23 protein-coding genes are annotated in these 21666 nt (G+C 69.2%); 17 read left to right on the top strand and 6 right to left on the bottom strand.

Annotated features, from left to right (window positions below):
* The 7 genes from MKCMC460_RS04160 (at position 1) to eccE (ending at position 7147) form a co-directional block, all read left to right on the top strand.
* Positions 1-1548, top strand: a complete 1548-nt coding sequence (locus MKCMC460_RS04160; protein ID WP_238305330.1) for a PPE family protein — start codon at positions 1-3, stop codon at positions 1546-1548.
* 48 nt (positions 1549-1596) lie between these two features.
* Positions 1597-1890: a type VII secretion system protein EsxG gene (gene esxG / locus MKCMC460_RS04165; protein WP_180914986.1), complete on the top strand. Its 294-nt coding sequence runs from the start codon at positions 1597-1599 to the stop codon at positions 1888-1890.
* 28 nt (positions 1891-1918) lie between these two features.
* On the top strand, positions 1919-2209 hold the full coding sequence (locus MKCMC460_RS04170) for a WXG100 family type VII secretion target (RefSeq protein WP_236980317.1): 291 nt from the start codon (positions 1919-1921) through the stop codon (positions 2207-2209).
* A 26-nt stretch (positions 2210-2235) separates the two neighbouring features.
* A complete protein-coding gene (locus tag MKCMC460_RS04175) occupies positions 2236-3138 on the top strand; it encodes an ESX secretion-associated protein EspG (RefSeq protein WP_236980319.1) in 903 nt (300 codons plus the stop codon).
* A 147-nt stretch (positions 3139-3285) separates the two neighbouring features.
* Positions 3286-4686: a type VII secretion integral membrane protein EccD gene (gene eccD / locus MKCMC460_RS04180; protein WP_236984612.1), complete on the top strand. Its 1401-nt coding sequence runs from the start codon at positions 3286-3288 to the stop codon at positions 4684-4686.
* Positions 4683-6116 carry a type VII secretion-associated serine protease mycosin gene (mycP, locus tag MKCMC460_RS04185; RefSeq protein ID WP_236980321.1) on the top strand — a complete coding sequence of 478 codons (1434 nt, stop codon included), beginning with the start codon at positions 4683-4685 and terminating at the stop codon, positions 6114-6116. The genes eccD and mycP overlap by 4 nt, the downstream gene beginning before the upstream one ends.
* On the top strand, positions 6113-7147 hold the full coding sequence (eccE, locus tag MKCMC460_RS04190) for a type VII secretion protein EccE (protein WP_238305331.1): 1035 nt from the start codon (positions 6113-6115) through the stop codon (positions 7145-7147). Before mycP ends, eccE begins: the two co-directional genes overlap by 4 nt.
* A 22-nt stretch (positions 7148-7169) precedes the next feature.
* On the opposite strand, the gene MKCMC460_RS04195 is transcribed toward eccE, so the two are convergent.
* On the bottom strand, positions 7170-8384 hold the full coding sequence (locus MKCMC460_RS04195) for an alpha/beta hydrolase family protein (RefSeq protein WP_370653068.1): 1215 nt from the start codon (positions 8382-8384) through the stop codon (positions 7170-7172).
* A gap of 208 nt (positions 8385-8592) precedes the next feature.
* On the opposite strand from MKCMC460_RS04195, the gene MKCMC460_RS04200 reads away from it, so the two are divergent.
* Positions 8593-9378: a trans-aconitate 2-methyltransferase gene (locus MKCMC460_RS04200; RefSeq protein ID WP_236984616.1), complete on the top strand. Its 786-nt coding sequence runs from the start codon at positions 8593-8595 to the stop codon at positions 9376-9378.
* Here MKCMC460_RS04200 and MKCMC460_RS04205 read toward each other — a convergent pair.
* From MKCMC460_RS04205 to MKCMC460_RS04215, 3 genes are read right to left on the bottom strand one after another with little or no spacing between them, the layout of a single operon-like run.
* Positions 9375-10784: a sulfatase gene (locus MKCMC460_RS04205; protein WP_236980323.1), complete on the bottom strand. Its 1410-nt coding sequence runs from the start codon at positions 10782-10784 to the stop codon at positions 9375-9377. The genes MKCMC460_RS04200 and MKCMC460_RS04205 overlap by 4 nt on opposite strands.
* Positions 10774-11448, bottom strand: coding sequence for a 5,6-dimethylbenzimidazole synthase (gene bluB, locus MKCMC460_RS04210; protein WP_255731136.1), 675 nt, complete (start codon positions 11446-11448; stop codon positions 10774-10776). The genes MKCMC460_RS04205 and bluB overlap by 11 nt, the downstream gene beginning before the upstream one ends.
* Before the next feature lie 24 nt (positions 11449-11472).
* Positions 11473-11955 (bottom strand): hypothetical protein, encoded by a 483-nt coding sequence (locus tag MKCMC460_RS04215; RefSeq protein ID WP_236980326.1) that lies wholly within the window; start codon positions 11953-11955, stop codon positions 11473-11475.
* A gap of 57 nt (positions 11956-12012) precedes the next feature.
* Between MKCMC460_RS04215 and MKCMC460_RS04220 the strand changes: the two genes are divergently transcribed.
* Positions 12013-12669: a phosphatase PAP2 family protein gene (locus tag MKCMC460_RS04220; protein ID WP_238305332.1), complete on the top strand. Its 657-nt coding sequence runs from the start codon at positions 12013-12015 to the stop codon at positions 12667-12669.
* A 43-nt stretch (positions 12670-12712) separates the two neighbouring features.
* Positions 12713-13381, top strand: coding sequence for a L,D-transpeptidase (locus MKCMC460_RS04225; protein WP_236980328.1), 669 nt, complete (start codon positions 12713-12715; stop codon positions 13379-13381).
* Positions 13382-13388: 7 nt separating this feature from the next.
* Here the strand turns inward: MKCMC460_RS04225 and MKCMC460_RS04230 are convergent, their stop codons facing one another.
* The gene (locus MKCMC460_RS04230) at positions 13389-13901 is read right to left on the bottom strand and encodes a nuclear transport factor 2 family protein (RefSeq protein WP_370653139.1); all 513 of its coding nucleotides are present in this window, start codon (positions 13899-13901) and stop codon (positions 13389-13391) included.
* A gap of 221 nt (positions 13902-14122) precedes the next feature.
* Here MKCMC460_RS04230 and MKCMC460_RS04235 point away from each other — a divergent pair, with 221 nt between their 5' ends.
* The 5 genes from MKCMC460_RS04235 to MKCMC460_RS04255 all read left to right on the top strand — a co-directional run bounded on the left by MKCMC460_RS04235 (position 14123) and on the right by MKCMC460_RS04255 (position 20334).
* Positions 14123-16090, top strand: a complete 1968-nt coding sequence (locus MKCMC460_RS04235) for an Hsp70 family protein (RefSeq protein ID WP_238305333.1) — start codon at positions 14123-14125, stop codon at positions 16088-16090.
* 203 nt (positions 16091-16293) lie between these two features.
* Complete coding sequence (locus tag MKCMC460_RS04240) at positions 16294-17748, top strand: hypothetical protein (RefSeq protein WP_238305334.1); 1455 nt, start codon at positions 16294-16296, stop codon at positions 17746-17748.
* Positions 17749-17821: 73 nt separating this feature from the next.
* On the top strand, positions 17822-18232 hold the full coding sequence (locus MKCMC460_RS04245; protein WP_238305335.1) for a hypothetical protein: 411 nt from the start codon (positions 17822-17824) through the stop codon (positions 18230-18232).
* A gap of 94 nt (positions 18233-18326) precedes the next feature.
* A complete protein-coding gene (locus tag MKCMC460_RS04250; RefSeq protein WP_236980332.1) occupies positions 18327-19340 on the top strand; it encodes an NADP-dependent oxidoreductase in 1014 nt (337 codons plus the stop codon).
* A gap of 112 nt (positions 19341-19452) precedes the next feature.
* The gene (locus tag MKCMC460_RS04255; RefSeq protein ID WP_236980334.1) at positions 19453-20334 is read left to right on the top strand and encodes a family 16 glycosylhydrolase; all 882 of its coding nucleotides are present in this window, start codon (positions 19453-19455) and stop codon (positions 20332-20334) included.
* A gap of 17 nt (positions 20335-20351) precedes the next feature.
* Here the strand turns inward: MKCMC460_RS04255 and MKCMC460_RS04260 are convergent, their stop codons facing one another.
* Complete coding sequence (locus MKCMC460_RS04260; protein WP_236980336.1) at positions 20352-20582, bottom strand: hypothetical protein; 231 nt, start codon at positions 20580-20582, stop codon at positions 20352-20354.
* A gap of 97 nt (positions 20583-20679) precedes the next feature.
* Here MKCMC460_RS04260 and MKCMC460_RS04265 point away from each other — a divergent pair, with 97 nt between their 5' ends.
* Both MKCMC460_RS04265 and MKCMC460_RS04270 read left to right on the top strand, forming a co-directional pair.
* Complete coding sequence (locus tag MKCMC460_RS04265) at positions 20680-20994, top strand: hypothetical protein (RefSeq protein WP_236980338.1); 315 nt, start codon at positions 20680-20682, stop codon at positions 20992-20994.
* Between the two features lie 34 nt (positions 20995-21028).
* Positions 21029-21637, top strand: a complete 609-nt coding sequence (locus MKCMC460_RS04270) for a muconolactone Delta-isomerase family protein (protein ID WP_370653140.1) — start codon at positions 21029-21031, stop codon at positions 21635-21637.
* The last annotated feature ends 29 nt before the right edge of the window (positions 21638-21666 follow it).

The raw sequence follows: 21666 nt of genomic DNA on the forward strand, positions 1-21666 counted from the left end.
ATGACCTCCCCACTGGGGCCGATCTGGGTTGCTTCGCCGCCCGAGGTGCATTCGGCGTTGCTGAGCAGCGGGCCGGGTCCGGCGTCGCTCACCGCGGCCGCCGGTGCCTGGAGCGCGCTCAGCGCCGAATATGCTTCGGCTGCAGCAGAACTGGACGGCCTGGTGGGGGCGGTTGGCGCGGGCGCCTGGCAGGGGCCGAGCGCCGAACGGTACGTGGCGGCGCATCAGCCGTACTCGGCGTGGCTGCGACAGTCCAGCGCCGACGCCGCCGGCGTGGCGGCCCAGCACGACGTCGCGGCGACCGCGTACACCGCGGCGCTCGGGGCAATGCCGACGCTGGCGGAGTTGGCCACCAACCACCTGGTGCACGGCATGCTGGTGGCGACGAATTTCTTCGGCATCAACACCATCCCGATCACCCTCAACGAGGCTGACTACCTGCGGATGTGGCTGCAAGCCGCGACCACCATGGCGCTGTACCAGGCGACTGCGGGCGCCGCGCTGGCCTCGGCCCCGCGCAGTACCGCCGCACCGACCGTGCTGAGTCCGGGTGCGCAGGCCACGGATCTGTCGCAGACCGGCGCGGCGGCAGCTGCCGCTGACTCCAACCCGCTGAACAGCATCATCGACGCCATCGTCGCCGCACTCGAGGCATACGTGAAGGCGCTGCCCTACGGCGACGAGCTCTGGTATTTCCTGACGCACCCCGTCGAGCAGATCTCGCAGATGATCGTCGACTTCATCCAGAACCCGTACGCGGCTTTGGTCACCTGGGGCCCGCTGCTTTTCTGGCTCGGGTACCAGGCCTTCTTCCAGCCGGTCGGTTGGGGCACCTGGGGGACCGTGCTCAGCGCGCCGCTGTGGGCGCCACCGCTGTTCGCGGTCGGACTGGCCAGCCTGGCATTTCTCGGACTGATCAACTTCGACACCGTCCCCGATCTGCCCGCGGACGCCGAGGTTTCGGTGCCGCAGCCGCAACCTCGGACCTTCTCGCTCGCCGCACTCGGTGCGCCGGCGCCCGGTCCCGCCGGGGCGCCGGTTTCGGCGACCGGAGCGGGTGCGCCCGCCGGTTCGGCGCCGGCGCCGGCAGTGCCGGCGGCCACCGGGTTGGCCTACGCGGTGGCCGGACCCGACGACTGGGGCCCGGGCCTAGGTCCGACGGTCGGCGGCCGCACCGGCGCCAAGGCGCCCGCCGCGACTGTTCCCGCCTCCGGCGCGGCGGCGGCCAGCAGTGCCGCGGCGCGCGCCAGGCGGCGCCGGCGAGCACCGCTGCACGACCACAGCGACGAATTCGTGAATGCCGACCTGGACGTCGATCCCATCTGGGAGGACGGCGCGCAGGCTTCGGAACGGGGCGCCGGAACGTTCGGGTTCGCCGGCACCATACCCCGAGAGACCCTGTCCCGGGCGGCCGGTCTGACCGCATTGGCCGGCGACGAATTCGGCGGTGGCCCACGGATGCCGATGACGCCGAGCACCTGGGAGCAGGGACGAGAGGAAAGGGGGCCGGAAAGTCAGCGAGACGACTTACCGCGTAACGGTCGGTGATGAAGTTCTGATTCGCAGGAATCGCAAGAAGATTGGAAAGGGAGAATTATGAGTTTGTTGGATGCTCATATTCCGCAGTTGGTGTCGTCGCAGGCGGCGTTCGGCGCCAAGGCGGGGTTGATGCGGCACACGATCGGGCAGGCCGAGCAGGCGGCGATGTCGGCGCAGGCGTTTCACCAGGGTGAGTCCGCGGCGGCGTTTCAGGCGGCGCACGCCCGGTTCGTGGAGGTCGCGGCGCGGGTGAACACGTTGCTGGACATCGCGCAGGCCAACCTCGGTGATGCCGCGGGTACCTATGTGGCTGCCGATGCCGCGGCCGCCTCGACCTACACCGGTTTCTGAGCCGGTCTGTTACCAGGGAGGATCACGCATGTCGCAGATCATGTACAACTACCCGGCGATGCTGGCGCACGCCGGGGACATGGCCGGTTACGCGGGCACGATGACGGGGCTGGGCGCCGACATCTCCGCCGAGCAGGCCGCCTTGCACAGTGCCTGGCAGGGTGACACCGGGTTGACGTATCAGGCCTGGCAGGTGCAGTGGAACCAGGCCATGGAGGATCTGGTGCGGGCGTATCAGTCGATGGCCAGCACCCACGAAGCCAACACGATGGCGATGATGGCCCGCGACCAGGCCGAAGCCGCCAAGTGGGGCGCCTGAGCGCTCAGCCGAGTTGATGGATGTCGATGGACTCCAGGCCCAATGCCGTTGAGCTGACCGTCGATCAGGCGTGGTTCATCGCGGAAACTGTTGGGGCGGGCAGTTTTCCGTGGGTACTCGCGATCACTCCACCGTATCGCGACAGTGCCGAACGAACCGCGTTCTTCGACCGTCAGCGCGACGAGCTGACCCGGATGGGGTTGGTGACGCCGGACGGCGTCATCAACCCGACGGTCGCAGAGTGGATCAAGCTGGTCTGCTTCCCGGACCGCTGGCTCGACCTGCGTTACCTGGGACCCGCCCGTCCCGGCAGCGCGGGCGCCGCGGACATGCTGCGCGGCATCGTCGCGCAACGCGCCGGCGCGGCCGGGCGGGACGCCCGGTCGTTCGCCGGGCCGGCCACCGTGGTCGCGTTGCGCAGCGCGCAGCTGATCACCTTCACCGCGATGGAGATCGACGACCCGCGCGCGCTGGTTCCCGTACTGGGCGTCGGCCTGTCGCAGCGGCCGCCGGCCCGATTCGAGGAATTCAGCATGCCGACCCGGGTCGGCGCACGGGCCGACGAGCGGCTGCGCTCGGGCGCGCCGCTCGCGGAAGTCCTTGACTACCTTGGTATTCCGGCTTCGGCGCGACCGGTGGTGGAGTCGGTGTTCACCGGGCAGCGCAGCTACGTCGAAATCGTCGCGGGTTGCAACTGCGACGGCAGGCACACCACCACCGAGGTGGGCCTGAGTCTGATCGACGCCCCCGCGGGGCGGGTGCTGGTGAGCCCGACCCGCGCGTTCGACGGCGAATGGGTCTCGACGTTCGCCCCCGGCACCCCGTTCGCGACCGCGGTCGCGATCGAACAACTGACCTCCTACCTGCCCGACGGACAGTGGTTCCCCGGCCACCGGTTGTCCCGGGACTTCTCCGCACAGACCACGTAATCCGAACCGACCACATAATCCGAGCCGACCACGTAATCCGAACCGACCACATAAGTAGCCGAATAAGAAAGAGAGCACGATGTTCCAGCAACGGCCCCGACGCCACACCCGGCTTGATTGGGAGGTCCGGTGACGTCCGGGACCGTCATGCCCATTGTCCGCGTCGCCATCCTCGCGGACAGTCGCCTGACGGAGATGGCCCTGCCCGCCGAGTTGCCGCTGCGCGAAATCCTGCCTGCGGTGCAGCGGTTGGTGGTTCCCGCGGCCGGCAACGGTGACGCCGGCGAGACCGGTGCCGCCGCACCACATCTGAGCCTGGCGCCGATCGGGGGTGCGCCGTTCAGCTTGGACGCCAGCCTGGACACCGTCGGCGTGGTCGACGGCGATCTGCTCGCGCTGCAACCGGTGCCCGCGGGCCCGGCCGCGCCGGGCATCGTCGAAGACATCGCAGATGCCGCCATGATCTTCTCCACCTCGCGGCGAAACCCTTGGGGCCCAAGGCATATCCAGCTCGGAGCTCTCGCCGCGGTGATCGGTGTGACGCTGCTGGCCACCGGTCTGGCGGTGGCGCACCGGGTGGCTACCGGCGCCCTGGTCGGCCTGGTCGCGGCCAGTGTTCTAGCCGCGCTGGTCGCGATCATCGGCTTGTTGACCACCGCTCGCTCGCCGCGCACCGGGATCCCCTTGTCCATCACCGCCCTGGCGCCGATCGGGGCCGCCCTGGCCTTGGCGGTGCCCGGCAGGTTCGGCGCCGCACAGGTGCTGCTGGCCGCAGCGGGCGTCGCCGCCTGGTCGCTGGTGGCGCTCATCGTGCCCAGCGCGGAGCGCGAGCGCGCGGCGGCGTTCTTTACCACCTCGGCGGTGGTCGGCGTCGTGATCGCACTGGCTGCCGGTGCCGAATTGCTCTGGCAGCTACCGATTCTCACGCTGGGCTGCGGGCTGATCGTGGCGGCGCTGTTGATCACCATCCAGGCGGCGCAGCTCTCGGCGCTCTGGGCGCGGTTCCCGCTGCCGGTGATCCCGGCGCCGGGTGATCCGACCCCGGCACCGCCGTCGTTGCGGGTGCTCGAAGACCTGCCGCGGCGGGTGCGGATCGGCGACGCGCACCAGAACGGGTTCATCGCCGCCGCCGTGCTGCTCAGCGTGCTGGGTTCGGTGGCCATCGCGTTGCGTCCCGAGACGCTGAGCGTCGCGGGCTGGTATGTGGTCGGCGCCACCTCGCTGGCGGCCACGCTGCGTGCCCGGGTGTGGGATTCGGCCGCCTGCAAGGCGTGGCTGTTGACGCAGCCGTTCCTGGTGGCCGGCGCGTTGCTGGTGTACTACGCCGCGACCGGGCGCTACGTCGGTGCGCTGGTCGCGGTGGCGGTGCTCGCCGTACTGGTGCTGGCGTGGGTGGTGGTGGCACTGAACCCCGGCATCGCGTCGCCGGACAGCTACTCGCTGCCGCTGCGCCGGCTGCTGGGCTTCGTCTCCGCGGGCCTGGACGCATCGCTGATTCCGGTGATGGCGTTTGTGGTCGGATTGTTCACCTGGGTGCTCAATCGATGATGCGTGCCGGATCAGCTTGCCTCGCAGCGGCTTTGGCCTTCTCTCAGGTCGCTCTGCAGGCTGGCGCGGTGGGAACGGCTGCCCGGGCGGCGGCGATCAGTCCGCCGGTGGTGGATGCCGCCGCACCGCCGCCCACCGGCGCTGTCGGACCCGTGGCACCGATGGAACAGCGCGGCCAGTGCAGCGTCTCCGGGGTGATCCCCGGCACCGACGCGGGCGCGCCCACACCCAGCCAGGGCATGCTGAATCTGCCTGCGGCGTGGCAGTTCTCCCGCGGCGAGGGCCAACTGGTGGCCATCATCGACACCGGGATCCGGCCCGGCCCGCGGCTGAACAACGTCGACGCCGGTGGTGACTTCGTGGAGTCCACCGACGGCCTGACCGACTGCGACGGGCACGGCACCCTGGTCGCCGGGATCGTGGCGGGCCAGCCCGCTCCGCCCGGTCAGGAAGACGGGTTCGCCGGCGTCGCGCCGGCCGCGCGGCTGCTGTCCATCCGCGTGACGTCGGCCAAATTCTCACCGCGCACACCCGGCGGTGACCCGGCCACCGCGCGGGCCGCGATCGACATCGAGTCACTGGCCCGGGCCATCGTGCATGCGGCCGACCGCGGTGCCCGGGTGATCAACATCTCCGCCGTCACCTGCCTGCCCGCCGACCGGCCGGTCGACCAGGCCGCACTCGGTGCCGCCATCAAGTACGCCGCGGTGGAAAAGGATGTGGTCATCGTGGCCGCCGCCGGCAACACCGGGCCCACCGGCTCGGTCGCCGGGGGCACCTCCTGTGACTCCAACCCGCTCACCAATCTGAGCCGGCCCGCCGACCCCCGCAACTGGGCGGGTGTCACGTCGGTGTCGGTGCCGTCCTGGTGGCAGCCCTACGTGTTGTCGGTGGCCTCGGTGGGGCCGGACGGCCGACCCTCGAAATTCACCATGGCCGGTCCGTGGGTGGGCATCGCGGCGCCCGGCGAGGGTATCGCCTCGGTGAGCAACGCCGACGGCGGTGGCCTGGCCAACGGGCTACCCGACGACCACCAGCAGCTGATTCCGCTCAGCGGCACCAGCTATGCCGCCGGCTACGTCTCAGGGGTGGCGGCGCTGGTCCGCGCCAAGTACCCGGCGCTACCGGCGACCGAAGTGGTGCGCCGCATCACCGCCACCGCGCAGAACGGCGCACGGGACCCGTCCAACCTGGTCGGCGCCGGAACGGTGGACCCGGTGGCCGCCCTCACCTGGCAATTACCTGCCGCGGCCGGGCCGACGGACAGTCGCGCCACGGTCAAACCCGTCACCGTCCCGCCGCCGCCCGCGGCCAAGGACACCACCCCGCGCAACGTCGCGCTGGCCGGAGCCGGCCTGCTGACCTTGCTCGTCATTCTCACCGCAGCGACGGTGGCGACTGTACGCCGCCGGAAGGAGCCCACCCCGTGAGCCAAACCCTCAGCGGCGTACCGAAACCGGGCGTCGGCCGGATCACCCTGGCCTTGCTGGCCGTGGTGCCCGCGGCAATGGCGTACCCGTGGCAGTCCACCCGGGCATACTGGCTGATCGGCATTGCCGTGGCGGTGCTGATCCTGTTGCTCGGTTGCTGGCGCGGACTGTTCTTCACCACGATCCTGCGCCGTCGGCTGGCCATCGTCGGCCGCGGCGGGCGCCCGGCGCCCGACCCGGATGCCGACACCCGCGGCACGGCCCTGGTGCGGATCGGGGCGGCGCCCTCGGAATCCGACGTGCTGCCCCTGCCGTTGATCGCGGGCTATCTGGACTGCTATGGCATTCGCGCCGACAGTATCCGAATCACCAACCGGGACACCGCATCCGGGCGCCGCGAGACGTGGATCGGCCTGACCGTCTCGGCGGTGGACAACCTGGCCGCGCTGCAGGCACGCTCGTCCCGCATCCCGCTGCACGAGACGGTCGAGGTGGCCGCCCGCCGGTTGGCTGACCACCTGCGCGAGATCGGCTGGGACGCAAGTACCGTCGCGCCCGAGGACGTTCCGGAGCTGCTAACCACCCAGTCCGGCAAGGCGGGCCGCGAGACGTGGCGCGCGGTGCAGCAGGGTTCGTCGGATTATGTTGCGGCATATCGGGTTACCGTGGATTCGGCGCTGGCCGACACGTTGAGCCGGGTACGGTCGCAGCCGGCGCGCGAAATCTGGACGGCACTGGAGATCGCGCCGGGCGATGGCGGCGCGCCCTACACCGTCGCGGCCGCGGCAGCGCTGCGCACCGACGCCGCGCCCGCCGGTTCGGCGCCGACGGCCGGGCTCACCCTGGAACGCGGCAATCAGGGGCCGGCGCTGGCGGCCCTGGACCCGTTGTCCACCCGGCGGCTCGACGGGCACGCCGAGGCGCCCGCGGACCTGCTCGCCAACCTGGACTGGCCCACACCGGCTGCGGGGGCGCACCGCGCGCCCGACAGCGAGGCCGCGACCCAGGTCATCGCGGTGGGGGGAAAGTAGGACCGCAGTCGTACCTGAAACGTCAGTCGTACATGAACTGGTGCAGGAACGGCGTCATCCGGCGCAGGTAATCCAACTGGCTCACATGCAGCACGTGGCTGCCGGGGAACCAGTGCAGCGCGCACCGGTCCCAGTGCTCCCACAACGACACCGCGTGCGACGGCGGCGCCATCCGGTCGCCCAGGCCGGTGATGATCATCCGCCGGTTCTTGGGCAGCAGCGGACGGTAGTTCAGCGGCCCGTGATAGGCCAGCCCGGCCAGCAACTCCTGCCGGCTGATGCCGGTCAAACGCAGTCCCAGGGAGAACAGCGTGCTGGCCGGAAACCACTCTTCGAACAGGTCGCCCGGGGTTACCACCGGACAGTTGGGGATGACCGCCTCGAGGCGATCGTCGACCGATGCCACCAGCGCCGAGGTGTAACCGCCCAGCGACAGACCGGTCAGCGCGATCCGCTCGACACCGGTGCCCTGCAGGTAGTCGATCACCGAACGAAAGTCGTGCACCGCCTGCGCCATCGCCTCGGCGAACACGCTCATGCCCCCGGCGAAATAGCCGTAACCGCTGAAAGGCGAATACCGTTCGGCGCGCTTGCCGTGAAAAGGCAAGGTGTACAACAACACGTCGTAGCCGGAGCGGAAATACCAGGGCAGCGAGAAGAACAGGCCGTTGAACAGATAGGACGAGCCCATGAAACCGTGGATCACGCACAGCGTCGGGCGTGGGCCGTCGTCGTGACGCCAATGCTGTGCGTGCACGATGTTGTTGGCGGACAACGCACTCCACCGCTTACGCAGCGCCGGGTTGACGGCGCGGAAGCTGCTGGGGAACGCGATGTTGTCGATGGCGGCCAACGCGACCCGCTCGATGAGCCGGCTGGGTTGCCGGGTCACGTTCGTGGGCGGCTCCGTGGGCGCCGGGAAGGACTTGCGCGGATCGTGTTCGGCGCCGAGTTCGGCGTAGAACCTGAGGTTGTCGCGCTCGCTGCCGGAGTTGACCCGGCGCACGTTGGCGCTGATCACCGCCGGTGCCACCGTGGTGGCCAGCAGCGAGGACGCCGTGGTACGCAATGCGACGTCGCTGATCGCCGACGCCTCGACAACCAGGCGCTGCCGAATCGACAGCGCCGAGCGCGGTGGCAGACCCTCGGTACCGGCGTCGCCGCCGGGCACGTCGGGAATGGGCAGCGGCGGGGTGATCGGATCGGCCTCGCCGGCCACCTCCGAGGTCTCAGACATCACGCCGATCGTAACTCGCCGCCGACGTCGATCGCAGCAGAAGTGGGTCGGATGCCCGGTATGTCAGCCCCCATTGGTAAGCACCCGGCGGGGTCCGGTAATACGGTTTGTCAAGGTTCGAAAAGGATTCGACAAGGACTTGTCAGGGAAACCGGGTAAGCGCCCGAGGGCCCTGACGACGAGCAGGTGTAGATCAGGAGGATCGAATATGTGGGATCCCGACGTCTACCTGGCCTTTGCCGATCACCGCAGCCGTCCGTTCTACGACCTGATCTCGCGGGTCGGCGCGGACCGGGCGCGCCGCGTGGTCGACCTCGGTTGCGGTCCCGGCCACCTCACCCGGTACCTGTCCAAACGCTGGCCCGGCGCCCGGGTCGAAGCGATCGACAGTTCCCCGGAGATGGTCGCGGCCGCCCATGAGCGGGGTATCGAGGCCACCGTCGGCGACGTGCGCAACTGGAAGCCGCAGCCGGACACCGACGTGGTGGTCAGCAACGCCGCGCTGCACTGGGTGCCCGAGCACTCCGATCTGCTGGTCAAGTGGGTCGAGCAGTTGCCGTCCGGGTCCTGGCTGGCCATCCAGATGCCGGGCAACTTCGAAACGCCGTCGCATGCCGCGGTGCGGGCGCTGGCACGCCGTGAGCCCTACGCAAAGATCATGCGGGACATACCGTTTCGGGTCGGATCGGTGGTCCACCCGCCCAAGCATTACGCCGATCTGCTGATGGACGCCGGCTGCCGGGTGGACGCGTGGGAGACCACCTACCTGCACCAGTTGACCGGCGAGCACCCGGTCCTGGAGTGGATCACCGGTACCGCGCTGGTGCCGGTGCGCGACCGCCTCGACGACGAGAACTGGGAACAGTTCCGCGCCGAACTCATCCCACTGCTGGACGACGCCTACCCGGCCCGGGCGGACGGCACCACCATCTTCCCGTTCCGGCGGGTCTTCATCGTCGCGCAGGTCGGCGGTGGCCGCGGCCCGGACGCTTAGCCGGGGCTGACCTCGTCTTCGATGCCGCGGTCGGTCGCGATGGCCGATCTGCTGGTCGGTGTCGTGTGATGGATCTGTAGATACGTTTCGGTGTAGCGCACCGCGATGCGGGTGCCGGCGAACTCCGACGGGATCACGTCGCCGGTGCGTTGCCGCCAATCATGCAGTCGCACAGCGAGATCGGCGGCAACGGCATCGACTTCCAGGGCGTCCAGGGTGTCCAGCGTGCCGTCGAGCAGGTTGGTGGTCTCGGTCGGGTCGGCACGCAGGTCATACAGTTCGCGCTCGGGCCGCGGCGCCTTGATGAACGGGGCGACGGCCAGCCCGGACGGGCTTTCCTCGATGTCCCACGGCAGGTCCAGCAGTGGCCGCGGCACATAGTTCTCGATGTAGCTGTATTCCTTGGTGCGGATTGCCCGAATCGGGTCGAACGAGTCGTGGTAGGTCTTCGTGGTGTACACGTGGTCGCGAACCGGCTCCGTCGCCTCGGTGGCCAGCAGCGCCTGCGCATGCGAGACGCCGTCGATGTCGTCGGGCACGGCGACGCCGAGCAGGCCCAGCAGTGTCGGCAGCAGGTCGACACCGCTGAACAGCTCGTCGTAGACGCGGGGCGGGCAGGCCAGTTTCGCGGGCGGCCGGATGATCAGCGAGATGCCGGTGCCGGCGTCGTACAGGGTGGATTTCGCGCGGGGGAACGCCGGGCCGTGATCGGTGAAGAACACCACCCAGGTGTTGGCGTCCAGTCCGGTTTCGGCGAGGGTGTCCAGCATGGTGCCGACCGCGGCGTCGGCGGTGGCGATGGATCCGTAGAAGTCGGCGAGGTCGCTGCGCACCTCGGGGGTGTCGGGCAGGTAGTTGGGCAGCTGCACGGCCGAGCTGTCGGCTGGTTCGTACCGGTCGTGCGGGTACGGGCGGTGCGTCTCGAAGAAGCCGGCGGTCAGCAGGAAGGGCTGCCCGGACAGATCGGGTGCGCTGTTGTGCAGCCATTCGCCGACCTTGTCGACCACGTATTCGCAGTACGAGTTCGACACGTCGAATTCGTCGAAGCCCAGACGCTTAGGGTAGGACGTTTCGTGTTGCATCCCGAAAAGTGCTGAATACCAACCTGATTCGTGCAGAATCTGCGGAAGGGTGCGAACGCCGGCGCGGTATTCCCAGCCGTGGTGGGCCAGCCCGATCAGCCCGTTGCCCTGCGGGTAGCGACCGGTGAACAGCGACCCGCGCGACGGCGAGCACAGCGGTGCGGTGGCATGGGCCCGGGTGCACAGGATGCCTTCGGCGGCAAGGCGGTCCAGCCGCGGGCTGGAAACGTCGGGGTGACCGTAGGCGCCCAGGTAGCGCCCCAGGTCGTGCCAGTGCACCAGCAGGATGTTGGTCGGGTCGTCACTCGTTGCCTCAATGCTCACCGTCTGCCACCTCTTTCACCATCCCCCATCGGTTCTCCGATACGAACTCGCTCAGCGGCCGGGCCGCCGCCCAGCCGTCCAATTCCAGCGCGGGCCGGTCCGGGAAGTCGGGCACCGGACCCACGCACAGCACCGCCACCGGCTCGGCACCGACAGGCATTTCCAGCAGGTCGGCCAGCCGCCGCGGATCGAACAGCGACACCCAGCCCATCCCCAAACCCTCCGACCGGGCCGCCAGCCACAGGTTCTGGATCGCGCACGACACCGACGCGAGATCCATCTGCGGCAACGTGCGCCGCCCGAAGACGTGCTGTTCGCGGCCCTCGCACAGCGCCACCACCAGCAGCTCGGCGCACTCCATGATGCCTTCGACCTTCAGCGCCAGGAATTCGTCCCCCCGTGGGCCCAGGGCGGCGGCGGTGAGCTTGCGTTCGGCGTCGACGACGGCGTGAATGCGGCGGCGAAGCTGGTGGTCGGTGATGCGCACGAAGCGCCAGGGCTGCATCAAGCCCACGCTGGGTGCGGCATGGGCCGCTTGCAGTAGACGTGCCAATACCTCCTCGGGGACGTGGCCGTCCGGGCAGAACCGGCGCATGTCCCGTCGTTCGGAGATCACCCGATACACGGCGCGACGTTCCGCTGCGGTGAACGCGTGCTCGGTCACCCGGCCATCGTAGGAACGTGACGGTCAGGGACTGTAGGTGACACCCACCGCCCGGAACACATATTCGGCCGGCACGTCGAAGTGCAGTGATCGCCGCGGCAGCCGAGCCAGCACGTCGGCTCCGATGGTGTCCTTGAAGTGCAGCGAGAGATGGCCGTGGAACCGCTCGTCGACGGCGGCGGTGTCCAGGTCGAGTTGCAGCCCCGTCGCGGAGATCTCGGCGGTGGCGGCTCCGCTGTTCGCCTCGTCCCAGCGCACGTCCACGGCACGCCCGGCGAGCTTGGGCACCACCGAGAGCGTCGCGAGCACCCGCTGCGAGGTGAACGCCAGCGCGCCCACGTAGCTGGCGATGCTGCCCTGGGACCGCAGCCCGGGTATAGCGCCGCTGAACCGCCGGGTGACCGGGATCGATTCGGCGAGATGGATCAACCCCTCTTCCTCGACCTGGCTGCGCAGATCTGCAGGCAATTTGCCGACGCCGAACAACTTCCGAACAATCACCGCCATGACGCCAGTATGGGAGCGTTTCCGCGACGGTGCACCGATTCGGCTCTCGGTGCGCCCATGACCCGCCCTTCGTGGCGGCCGGCCGCCTGGCTGGCCGTCGCCGCGGTCGCGCTGTACGCCGTGTTGTGGGTGGGGCACCGCCAGAACTGGGGCTGGCTGCACGACTTCGACTGGATGCTGTTGACCCCCGCGCATGACATCGGCGTCAAGCACCACGGCTGGGTGCGGTTCTGGTACCTGGTGTCGATCGTGTTGGGGCCCGTCCCGCTGCGGGTGCTCGGGCTGGTGGCGGCCGCGGCCGCGCTGGTGCGGCGACAGCTGCGGCTGGCGCTGCTGGTGCTGCTCGGTGCGGTGCTCAGCGGCCTGGTGACGTGGGTGGCCAAAGGCCTGGCCGGACGGCCGCGGCCGGCGACCGCACTGGTTGCGGCGGCGGAGACGTCGTTCCCGTCCGGGCACGCGCTGGAGGCGACGGCGGGTGTGCTGGCGTTGCTGACCTTTCTGTTGCCGCTGCTGACGGCGCGCTGGCTGCGGACCTCGGCGATGACGGCGGGGGCGCTGAGCGTGTTCACCGTCGGGGTCGCCCGGGTGGCGTTGAATGTGCACCATCCCTCGGACGTGGTCGCCGGTTGGGCGCTGGGCTACGTCTTCTTCATGCTCTGTCTGTGGGTGTTGCACCCCACGCCATCACGGCGGCGTGACGCAATCGGGCCTTAACCTTTACTTGACCCTCAGGTTGGTGCCGCCTGACGATGAAACGATGCGCCGACTGGTAACTCTGTTGTGTGCCTTGGGCAGTGCACTGGTGTGCGCCGTGGGCGCGGCCGCACTCTCGGCGCCGGGGGCCGTAGCCGCCGGCAACCCGTGGTTCGCGAACTCCGTTGGCAATGCGACGCAAGTGGTTTCGGTGGTCTCCACCGGTGGATCGAACGCCAAGATGGACATCTATCAGCGCACCGCGGCCGGCTGGCAGACGCTGAAGACCGGGATTCCCACCCACGTGGGCTCGGCCGGCATGGCGCCGCAGGCCAAGAATGGTTATCCGGCCACCCCGATGGGTGTCTACAGCCTGGACTCCGCATTCGGCACCGCACCCAATCCCGGCGGCGGTCTGCCGTATACCCAAGTCGGACCCAACCATTGGTGGAGCGGCGACGACCACAGTCCCACCTTCAACACCATGCAGGTGTGTCAGAAGTCCCAGTGCCCCTTCAACACCGCGGAAAGCGAGAACCTGCAGATCCCGCAGTACAAGCACGCGGTGGTGATGGGGGTCAACAAGAACAAGGTGCCCGGCGGCGGCGCCGCATTCTTCTTCCACACCACTGACGGCGGCCCCACCGAGGGCTGCGTGGCCATCGACGACGCCACGCTGGTGTCGATCATCAAATGGCTGCGGCCCGGAGCGGTGATCGCGATCGCGAAGTAGGGCTTTCTCAGCCCGTCAGGTCCGCGCGGGCGCGGCCCGGCTTGACGTTGAAATTCAGACCCGCCACCGACATCGTCGCCTCGTAGGTGCGGTCGTAACCGGTTGCGCTGATCCGCCATCCGTCGGAGGTGCGCCGGTACTGGTCCCGGTAGAACGCGGCGCCGATCAGCATGAAGTCGAACTCGGCCACGATGACCCGGTCCTGCAGATACCAGATGCCCGAGGCGGTGTCGCCGCTGACGGTGATCTCCGGGTGCGTCACCCGGTGTTCGGTGACCACGCCGGGGCCCATCGCCGAGCTCAGGTACTCCACCAGGTCCTTGCGGTTGTCGAAGTGCAGTTCCTTGCCCAGCGACGACCCGTAGGCGCCGACGATGTCTTCGGTCATGGTCTCGGCGAAGTCGTCCCAGTGCTTGGTGTCCATCGCGCGCAGGTAGCGGTACTTGACCTGTTTGATCGCTTCGATGTCGGCGATCCGGGCTTGCGCATATTCAAGGCTCACCCAGTCATTGCAGCACACCGAATCGTCGTCGATGCCGCCGGGGAGCAAACTCTGCGCCAACGCCCGACGCGCCCGAAACGTCGCTCGGGGCGGTATGTCAAGAGAGGCGAAGGTACCTTTTTGATGACGACACGGCATCGAGCCGGTACCAATGACATTGGGGCCGAACCGTATTCGGGTGGTCCGCGGCTATGGTTAACGCGCTGGCTACCGACCGCATCGACGAAAGTATTGGCTCTATGTACGACCCGCTGGGGTTGTCGATCGGGACCATGAACTTGGTCGCGGCGGCGAACGGAGGTTCTCCGGTCATCCGTCGTGCCGTGCTCACCCTGTATCCACACTGCGCCCCGAAACTTGTTGCATCCCAGATGACTTCGGATGCAGCCCAGCTCGGTGTTCCGATGACCGGGTTCGTGGAACGGATCGGCGACTCCGTCGCGCTGATCTCACCCGACGGTGCCGCGCACGATCCCGACCTGCTGACGGTCGAGGCGCTGGATGCGATGGTCGTCGCTGCGGGCGCGGACTCCAGTTCCTCGGAGATCGCGATTGCCGTTCCCGCACACTGGAAGCCGGCCACCGTGCAGGCGTTGCGCGATGCGCTTCGAACACACGTCGGCTTCGTCCGCAGCGGGATGCCGCCGCGCCTGGTCACCGACGCGACCGCGGCGTTGACCGCGGTGCGGGCCGAGACCGAGGTCCCGTCCGCAGGGGTGGTGGGCCTGCTGGACTTCGGCGGCTCCGGGACCAGTGTCACGCTGCTGGAGATCAAGGACGTCGACGATGAGGTCGAACCACTCAGCGCCACAATGCGTTACGAGGAATTCTCGGGTAACCAGATCGACCATGAGCTGCTGCTGCACGTGTTCGAAACGGTGGGCCATCAGGACGCCGACCCGACCAGCACCGCCGCGGTCGGTCAACTCAACCGGCTGCGGATCGAGTGCCGCGAGGCCAAGGAGCGGCTGTCCGTGGACGCCGTCACCGAACTGGCGGTTGATCTTTCGGGCACCAGCACCGTCCTGCAGCTCAGCCGGGACAAGCTCGAGGACCTGATCTCCGACCGGCTGACCGGGTTCATCTACGCGTTCGACGACATGCTGGCCCGCAACCACTCCTGCTTCGCCGATCTCGCCGCCCTGGTCACCGTGGGTGGCGGGGCTAGTATTCCGCTTGTGGCCCAGCGTCTTTCGGTGCACACCCGGTTGCCGATCCTGACCGCAACGCAGCCGGTGTGCGCCGCGGCGCAGGGTGCGTTGCTGCTGGCCGCTCGCGGTGAGCTGCTCGACCTGCGGACCCGGGCTTCGATCGGTCTGATGGCCCGCACGGCCGCCGGCATCGACGTGCTGGACCCGCCGGGGGGCGATCTGCTGGTGATCGACCACGATGCGCTCACCGATCGCGAGTTGGCCTGGTCGCAAACCGAATTCCCGGAGATCCCGACACGCTTCGAGGCCGATCCCTACCACGAAGACGGCGCCTGCTTCTCGATGCGGCTAAACCTGATCGACCCGCCCAAGGAGCCGCCGTGGCGACGCTTCCGGGTTTCGCAGGTGCTGATCGGGCTGTGCGCCACGGTGGCCATGACCGCGATCGGAGGCGTGGCGATCACGCTGACCGCCATCGAGCAGCGGCACACCCCCACCAAGGCCCCGACCGCGCCCAGTGTGGCGCCGCCGACGTCGTTGCCCGCCGCCGTGCTGCCCACCGGCGCGCCACCCACCGCCGTGCCCCCCAGCCCGATCGAACCGAGCCCGCTGCCGCCGCCGACCGAGGTGCCCAGTGCTGCGGCGCCGACCAGAGTGGAGACGCCGCAGCCACCCCCGCCGCCACCGCCGCCCCCGACCCAGCAGATGACGACCACGCGACCCGCGCCACCGGTGACCACGACCCGGCCGCCGGTCGCCACGACACCGGTGACCACCCCGCCGCCGGTTGAGTCGCCCACCCCGACGGAGTCGCCGAGCGCTGCGGAGGCGCCGACCACCTCGGAGCCGTCACCGGTGCGGATGACCACCCAGTGGTTGCATGTGCCGTTGATCCCGGTCCCGATCCCGATCCAGGTGCCGGCGAATCAGGCTCCGGCGAATCAGGGCCCGGTCAACCAGTACCCACAGAATCAATACCCGCAGAACCAGTACCCGCAGAATCAGTGGCCCCAGGAGGGTCCGCAGAACCCGTTCGCCGGCGTCGGCAGTCCGTGATCTGCAGTCTGGTCCGCCGGCGGTAGCCGTTCCGTTCGAGCTGCATATGAATCTGCCGTTCCGCCCGTCGTGCGCGAGTAGGGTTTGAGCTGGCAAACTAGATAACGCCAGCTGAACCGTCGACGGTGGACCGCGCGGCACTGGGCATGCCACGACGGACCGCCTAGACCCCGTCAATAGCTCGGACTGGGGTTGGAGGGGTTATGGACATCGTGCTCGGGATATCGATGGAGCCCGCAGCGGTCCGCATGGTGCTGATCGAGGGAGCGAACGCCGACGGCGTGACGGTCGAGGACGACAGCATCGAACTGTCGTCCGGCTCCTCGGGTGCAGGCGGTGCCGTGGCAACGCAGGCGGTCGCCGCGCTGATCGGCACCCAGGAGGGCGCCGCCGAAAGTGGCTACCGGCTCACCTCGACGGGGGTGACCTGGACCGACCCCGGTCAAGTCGGCGCGCTGCGTGCCGAACTGGCGGCCCGCGAGGTCGGCAACGTCATGCTCGTCTCGCCGCTGCTGGCCGCCGCCGCGCTGGCGCAGACCGTCGGATCGGCGCTCCATTACGCGCACCTGGCAATGCTGTTCGTGGAGGCCGAGAGCGCGACGTTGGCGGTGGTCGACGTCGCGGACGGATCCATCGTCGACTTGCATCGGCGGGCGCTGCGTTCGAGCTCGCCGGCTGCGGAGCTGGTGACGATGATCGCCGGGCTCGACGCGCCGGCATCGCGTGCCGACGGCGTGTTTCTGGTGGGATGCGGGGTGGACATCGTCGGCCTCAAGCCGGCCCTCGCGGCCGCGACGTCGTTGGTGGTCAGCGTGGCCGAGGAGCCGGAACTGGCGTTGGCTCGGGGTGCGGCGCTGGCCTCGGCGAATGCGCCCCTGTTCGCGGCGTCGACCGCGGCGCTGGCATATGCCCTGGACCCGGGCACCGGAGAGGTGAACCCGCACGCGCTGACGCCGAGCTACCTGGACGTCTGTGCGGCAGCCGGGGTGGCCGAAAACGCGCTGGCCTACAGCGCCGTGGACGACGACGCGTACACCACAGCCATGACGCCCGGCGCAAGCAGGCGTCGGCCGGTGGTGTTGCTGACCGGCGCCGCGGCCGGGATCGCCGCCGTGGTGGGCGGAATGCTGGTGGTGTCGCTGGCCGGAGATGTCCGACCGACCGCGGCGCAACAGCCGAACCACCCGGAATTCGTTCAGACGCCGGCGGTTCAGGCGCCTGCCACCGAGTTGCCGGCCCAGGTGTTGGGCCCGCCCCCGAATTCGGTGCCGGAAGCCGCGCCGGCGGCCCCGGCGGCCCCGCCGCCGACCCCGATCGCCGCGCCCCCGACCCCGGCCGCCCAGCCGGCCGCGCCGTCCCCGCCGGTGGTAGCGCAGCAACCGCCGCAGACGGTGACCAAACCGGCCCAGGCGCCGGCGAACCTGGCCCCCCGCAGGCAACCCACCCGGCAGGCGCCCGCGCCCGTGCAGACACCCGCGCCGGCGGCCGCGCCGCAGCCGTCGGCACCGCCCGCCGCACCGGCTCCGCCCGCGCCGGCGCCCGCTCCGGCAGCCCCGCCCATGACGATGTACCTGCACTTGCCGTTCGTGTCGATCCCGATTCCGATCAACCCGCCCGCGCCGCCGGCACAGCCCCCACCGCCCGCGCCGGGTCAGTGAGGGCACTTCGTGGCGGATCCACCCGGTCGAGCGCACACTGGCAGTAACGCTTTTTGAGTTGCTAGGAGGTCGCGTGAGCGGCAGTGGATCTTCAGGTGGCGGGTTCGGCTTCGACCCCGACGATTTCGACCGGGTGATCAGGGAAGGCACCGAGGGCCTGCGTGACGCGTTCGAACGGATCGGCCGGTTCGTCGGCGCGCCGGGCGCGCGGCCGGGCTGGTCGGCCATCTTCGAGGACCTCACCCGGCGACCTCGTCCGGAGCCCGAAACCACCGGCGAGGCCGGTGACGGCGTGTGGGCCATCTACACCGTCGACGCCGACGGCGGTGCCCGCGTCGAGCAGGTCTACGCCACCGAACTCGATGCGCTGCGGGCCAACAAGAACAACACCGACCCCAAACGCAAGGTGCGTTTTCTGCCGTACGGGATCGCGGTCAGCGTGCTCGACGACGTGACGGACGATTCAGCCGACACCCCCGAATAGCGTCATTGCGGCCGGCTGCGCGCTTCCGGGTCATCCTGCGGGTTCTACGCAGAGTTGCTCCCACAGACGTCACCCGGGCGAATAGGCTCGCCTGGTGCCCGAACTGCCGAATCGCCAAATCCTGTTGCGCCGCCGCCCTACTGGGCTCGTGCAGCCCGACGACACCGAGTTGGTCACCCGGCCGGCACCGCGGCCCGCGGCCGGGGAAGCGTTGCTGCGCACCACCTACGTGGGTCTGGACGCGGCTGTGCGGACCTGGCTCGATGACCAGCCCAGCTACCTGCCGCCGGTGCAGATAGGTGAGGTGATCCGAGCCGCCGGGATCGGTCAGGTCGTCGAATCCCATTGCGACGCTTACGCTGTCGGGGACATCGTCACCACGCTCACCGGGTTCCAGGAATACGTCATCATCCGGGACGACTTGTTCAGCACACCCATTCCGGGCGAGGACGACCAACTGGCGATCATGTCGGTGTACGGCCCGACGGGTGCCACCGCCTACTTCGGGATGACCGACATCGGCCGGCCGCAGGCCGGGGAGACGGTGGTGGTCTCGGCCGCGGCGGGCGCCACCGGATCGGTGGCCGGGCAGATCGCCAAGATCGCCGGGGCGCGGGTGGTCGGCATCGCCGGTGGGCCGCAGAAGTGCCGGGCTGTGGTGGAGGACTTCGGATTCGACGCGTGCATCGACTACAAGAACGACGACCTGGTGGCCGCGCTCAAGGAACATTGCCCGCGCCGCGTCGACGTCTACTTCGACAACGTGGGCGGACCGATCCTGGACGCGGTGCTCGGCCGGCTGGCCCAGAAGGCCCGGGTGGTGCTGTGCGGCGTGATCTCCAGCTACCTGACCGGCGAGCACCCGGGACCGGCCAACTACGTCAACCTGCTCTCCAAAACCGCACTCATGCAGGGATTCAACGCGCTCGACCAATGGGGCCGTTTCGACGAGGCGTTCGCCAACCTGCGCCAGTGGGAGAGCGAGGGGAGGCTCAAACACCGCCAGACCATCTACGACGGGATCGAGTCGTGCGTCGATGCCCTCAACGGACTGTTCACCGGCGCGAACATCGGCAAGACGCTGGTCAAGCTCAGCGATGCCGGCTGAGGTGCGTTCCGGCACAGGTCAGTAACTACCCGGCTGGCCTGACCTGCTGCTACATCGCGACGCACGGCCTATAGTCCGCGGCGCGCCAATTGGGCTGATATCGTCCCTTGCCATGCCACAGATGGACCGTCGCCAAATGATCATGATGGCGGGTTTCGGCGCACTGGCAGCCGCGATCCCGGCGCCGCTGGCGGGGGCCAGCCCGTCCCGACCGGCCGCGCCTTCCGGCCCAGCCCCAGTGCCGGCCGCCCCGGCCGCGGGCGCCGCGGGGTCGTTCCTATGGCATGACGAGTTCGACGGGCCGGCCGGCTCGGCGCCCGATCCGTCGAAGTGGGCGATCTCCAATTTCCGGACACCGATCCGCAATCCGGTCGACTTCGACCAACCGCAGTTCTGGGGCCAGTACCGGGACAGCCGCCAGAACGTCTTCCTGGACGGCAACTCAAACCTGGTGCTGCGCGCCACCCGGGATCACAGCGGCACCTTCGGCGGTCTGGTACACGGCCTGTGGCGTGGCGGTGTCGGGACCACCTGGGAAGCCCGGATCAAGTTCAACTGCCTCGGCCCCGGCATGTGGCCCGCGTGGTGGCTGTCCAACGACGACCCCGGCCGCAGTGGCGAAATCGACCTCATCGAGTGGTACGGCAACGGCACCTGGCCGTCGGGCACCACGGTGCACGCCAACCCGGACGGCACCGCGTTCGAGACCCACCCGATCGGCGTGGACGGTAACTGGCACAACTGGCGGGTCCGCTGGGACGTCACCGGGATGTACTTCTGGGTCGACTACGCCGACGGCGCAGCCCCGTACTTCTCGGTGCCGGCGACCGGGATCGAGAACCTGGACGAGCCGATCCGGGAGTGGCCGTTCAACGACCCCGACTACACCGTCTTCCCGGTCCTGAACCTGGCGGTCGGCGGGTCCGGCGGCGGTGACCCGGCCGCCGGCAGTTACCCGATGGACATGCTGGTCGACTGGGTGCGCGTCTTCTAGTTCGTCAGGTACGTCTTCTAGTTCGTCAGGTACAGATACCACAGACCGTCGGAACCCTGACGGCAGTCGAAGTGGGTGTAGGCGCCGTCGTTGTGCGTGATCTCGACGTGCGGTCCGTCCACCTGGCAGGCCGCCTGCGTCGCATAACTGCCTTCCACCTGCACTTCGTCGGCGTTGGCCAGGCCGACCGCGGTGGTCATCAACCCGCCGGCTGCCAAGAGTATGCCGGCGGCGACAACGGTTCTCATCGCTGATCTCCCCTCCCTGATCTTGCAGTGCTGAATAGCCCGCGGCGGCCGCGCCGAAACCCTGGGCATCAGTCATGCTCGAACATATGATCGATCAATGGGACGGCTGGCGTCGATCGGTTACAACGGACAACCGCTACGCGGCCCGTTCCGCGTGGTTCGTCCGCCGGTCCCGGTTCTGGTCGACCTGACGGTGCTGTTCCCGCGTGAGCCACACCGCTCGGGCCGCTACCACCCCAACGGACTGCAGCTGCACAAGGTGGTCGAGGGCACACTGAGCTGCTGGGGCATCTGCGAGCAGGGCGACTGGTGGGGGCTGGTGACCTATCCGGTGGAGTTCGGGGCCAGGCGGAAGTCCGTCACCCACTGGGTGCCGGCCTGGACGTTGCGCCGCAAAGCCGATCCGCCGTGAATCGGCATACAGTCGTCTCGTGCCCCACGAGGCCATGACGGAGTTTCTGGTCACGACGACGGTCCACGTGCCCGACGGCACCGCCCCGCAGCAGGTCGCCGAGTTGCGGGCGCGCCAGGCCGCGACCGCACACCGGCTCGCGACGGACGGACATCTGCTGCGGTTGTGGCGCCCACCCGGTCAATGGCGCACGATCGCGTTGTGCTGCGCCGAGGGTGAGGATCAGCTCGAGCGGTTGCTGTCCGCGATGCCGCTGCGGATCTGGGGGACCGACGAGATCACCGCGCTGGGCGTCCAGCCCGACGATCCGGCCGTTACGGGCGTGGTCGGACGGCCGGGCAAGGGCCCGGAATTTCTGGTCACGACGACGGTCACGGTGCCCTCGGACACCCCGGCATCCGCCGTGGAGCACGAGTACGCCCGGGCGCCCGGCCGGGCGCGCGAGCTGGCCGAGCGGGGACATCTGGTGCGGCAGTGGGCCCTTCCCGTGGGGCCGGACGGTCCCCGGACGCTCGGTCTGTGGCGGGCGCGCGACCCCGGCGAGCTGATGGCCATCCTCGAATCGCTACCTCTGTCGGGCTGGATGACGATCGAAACGACGCCGCTGAGCCCCCATCCCGACGACCCGATCCGGCTGCGCTGACCGCCGCGGGCCGCCGGTTAAGGTTGGGC

Origin of the sequence: Mycobacterium sp. 20KCMC460, assembly GCF_022179425.1 — a bacterium.
GTDB lineage: Bacteria > Actinomycetota > Actinomycetes > Mycobacteriales > Mycobacteriaceae > Mycobacterium > Mycobacterium kiyosense.

Coding starts and splice junctions, on each gene's coding strand:
- MKCMC460_RS04160 (WP_238305330.1), top strand. CDS start 1: ATGACCTCCCCACTGGGGCCGATCTGGGTTGCTTCGCCGCCCGAGGTG.
- esxG (WP_180914986.1), top strand. CDS start 1,597: ATGAGTTTGTTGGATGCTCATATTCCGCAGTTGGTGTCGTCGCAGGCG.
- MKCMC460_RS04170 (WP_236980317.1), top strand. CDS start 1,919: ATGTCGCAGATCATGTACAACTACCCGGCGATGCTGGCGCACGCCGGG.
- MKCMC460_RS04175 (WP_236980319.1), top strand. CDS start 2,236: ATGGACTCCAGGCCCAATGCCGTTGAGCTGACCGTCGATCAGGCGTGG.
- eccD (WP_236984612.1), top strand. CDS start 3,286: ATGCCCATTGTCCGCGTCGCCATCCTCGCGGACAGTCGCCTGACGGAG.
- mycP (WP_236980321.1), top strand. CDS start 4,683: ATGATGCGTGCCGGATCAGCTTGCCTCGCAGCGGCTTTGGCCTTCTCT.
- MKCMC460_RS04195 (WP_370653068.1), bottom strand. CDS start 8,384: ATGTCTGAGACCTCGGAGGTGGCCGGCGAGGCCGATCCGATCACCCCG.
- MKCMC460_RS04200 (WP_236984616.1), top strand. CDS start 8,593: ATGTGGGATCCCGACGTCTACCTGGCCTTTGCCGATCACCGCAGCCGT.
- MKCMC460_RS04215 (WP_236980326.1), bottom strand. CDS start 11,955: ATGGCGGTGATTGTTCGGAAGTTGTTCGGCGTCGGCAAATTGCCTGCA.
- MKCMC460_RS04220 (WP_238305332.1), top strand. CDS start 12,013: ATGACCCGCCCTTCGTGGCGGCCGGCCGCCTGGCTGGCCGTCGCCGCG.
- MKCMC460_RS04225 (WP_236980328.1), top strand. CDS start 12,713: ATGCGCCGACTGGTAACTCTGTTGTGTGCCTTGGGCAGTGCACTGGTG.
- MKCMC460_RS04235 (WP_238305333.1), top strand. CDS start 14,123: ATGTACGACCCGCTGGGGTTGTCGATCGGGACCATGAACTTGGTCGCG.
- MKCMC460_RS04240 (WP_238305334.1), top strand. CDS start 16,294: ATGGACATCGTGCTCGGGATATCGATGGAGCCCGCAGCGGTCCGCATG.
- MKCMC460_RS04255 (WP_236980334.1), top strand. CDS start 19,453: ATGCCACAGATGGACCGTCGCCAAATGATCATGATGGCGGGTTTCGGC.
- MKCMC460_RS04260 (WP_236980336.1), bottom strand. CDS start 20,582: ATGAGAACCGTTGTCGCCGCCGGCATACTCTTGGCAGCCGGCGGGTTG.
- MKCMC460_RS04265 (WP_236980338.1), top strand. CDS start 20,680: ATGGGACGGCTGGCGTCGATCGGTTACAACGGACAACCGCTACGCGGC.
- MKCMC460_RS04270 (WP_370653140.1), top strand. CDS start 21,029: ATGACGGAGTTTCTGGTCACGACGACGGTCCACGTGCCCGACGGCACC.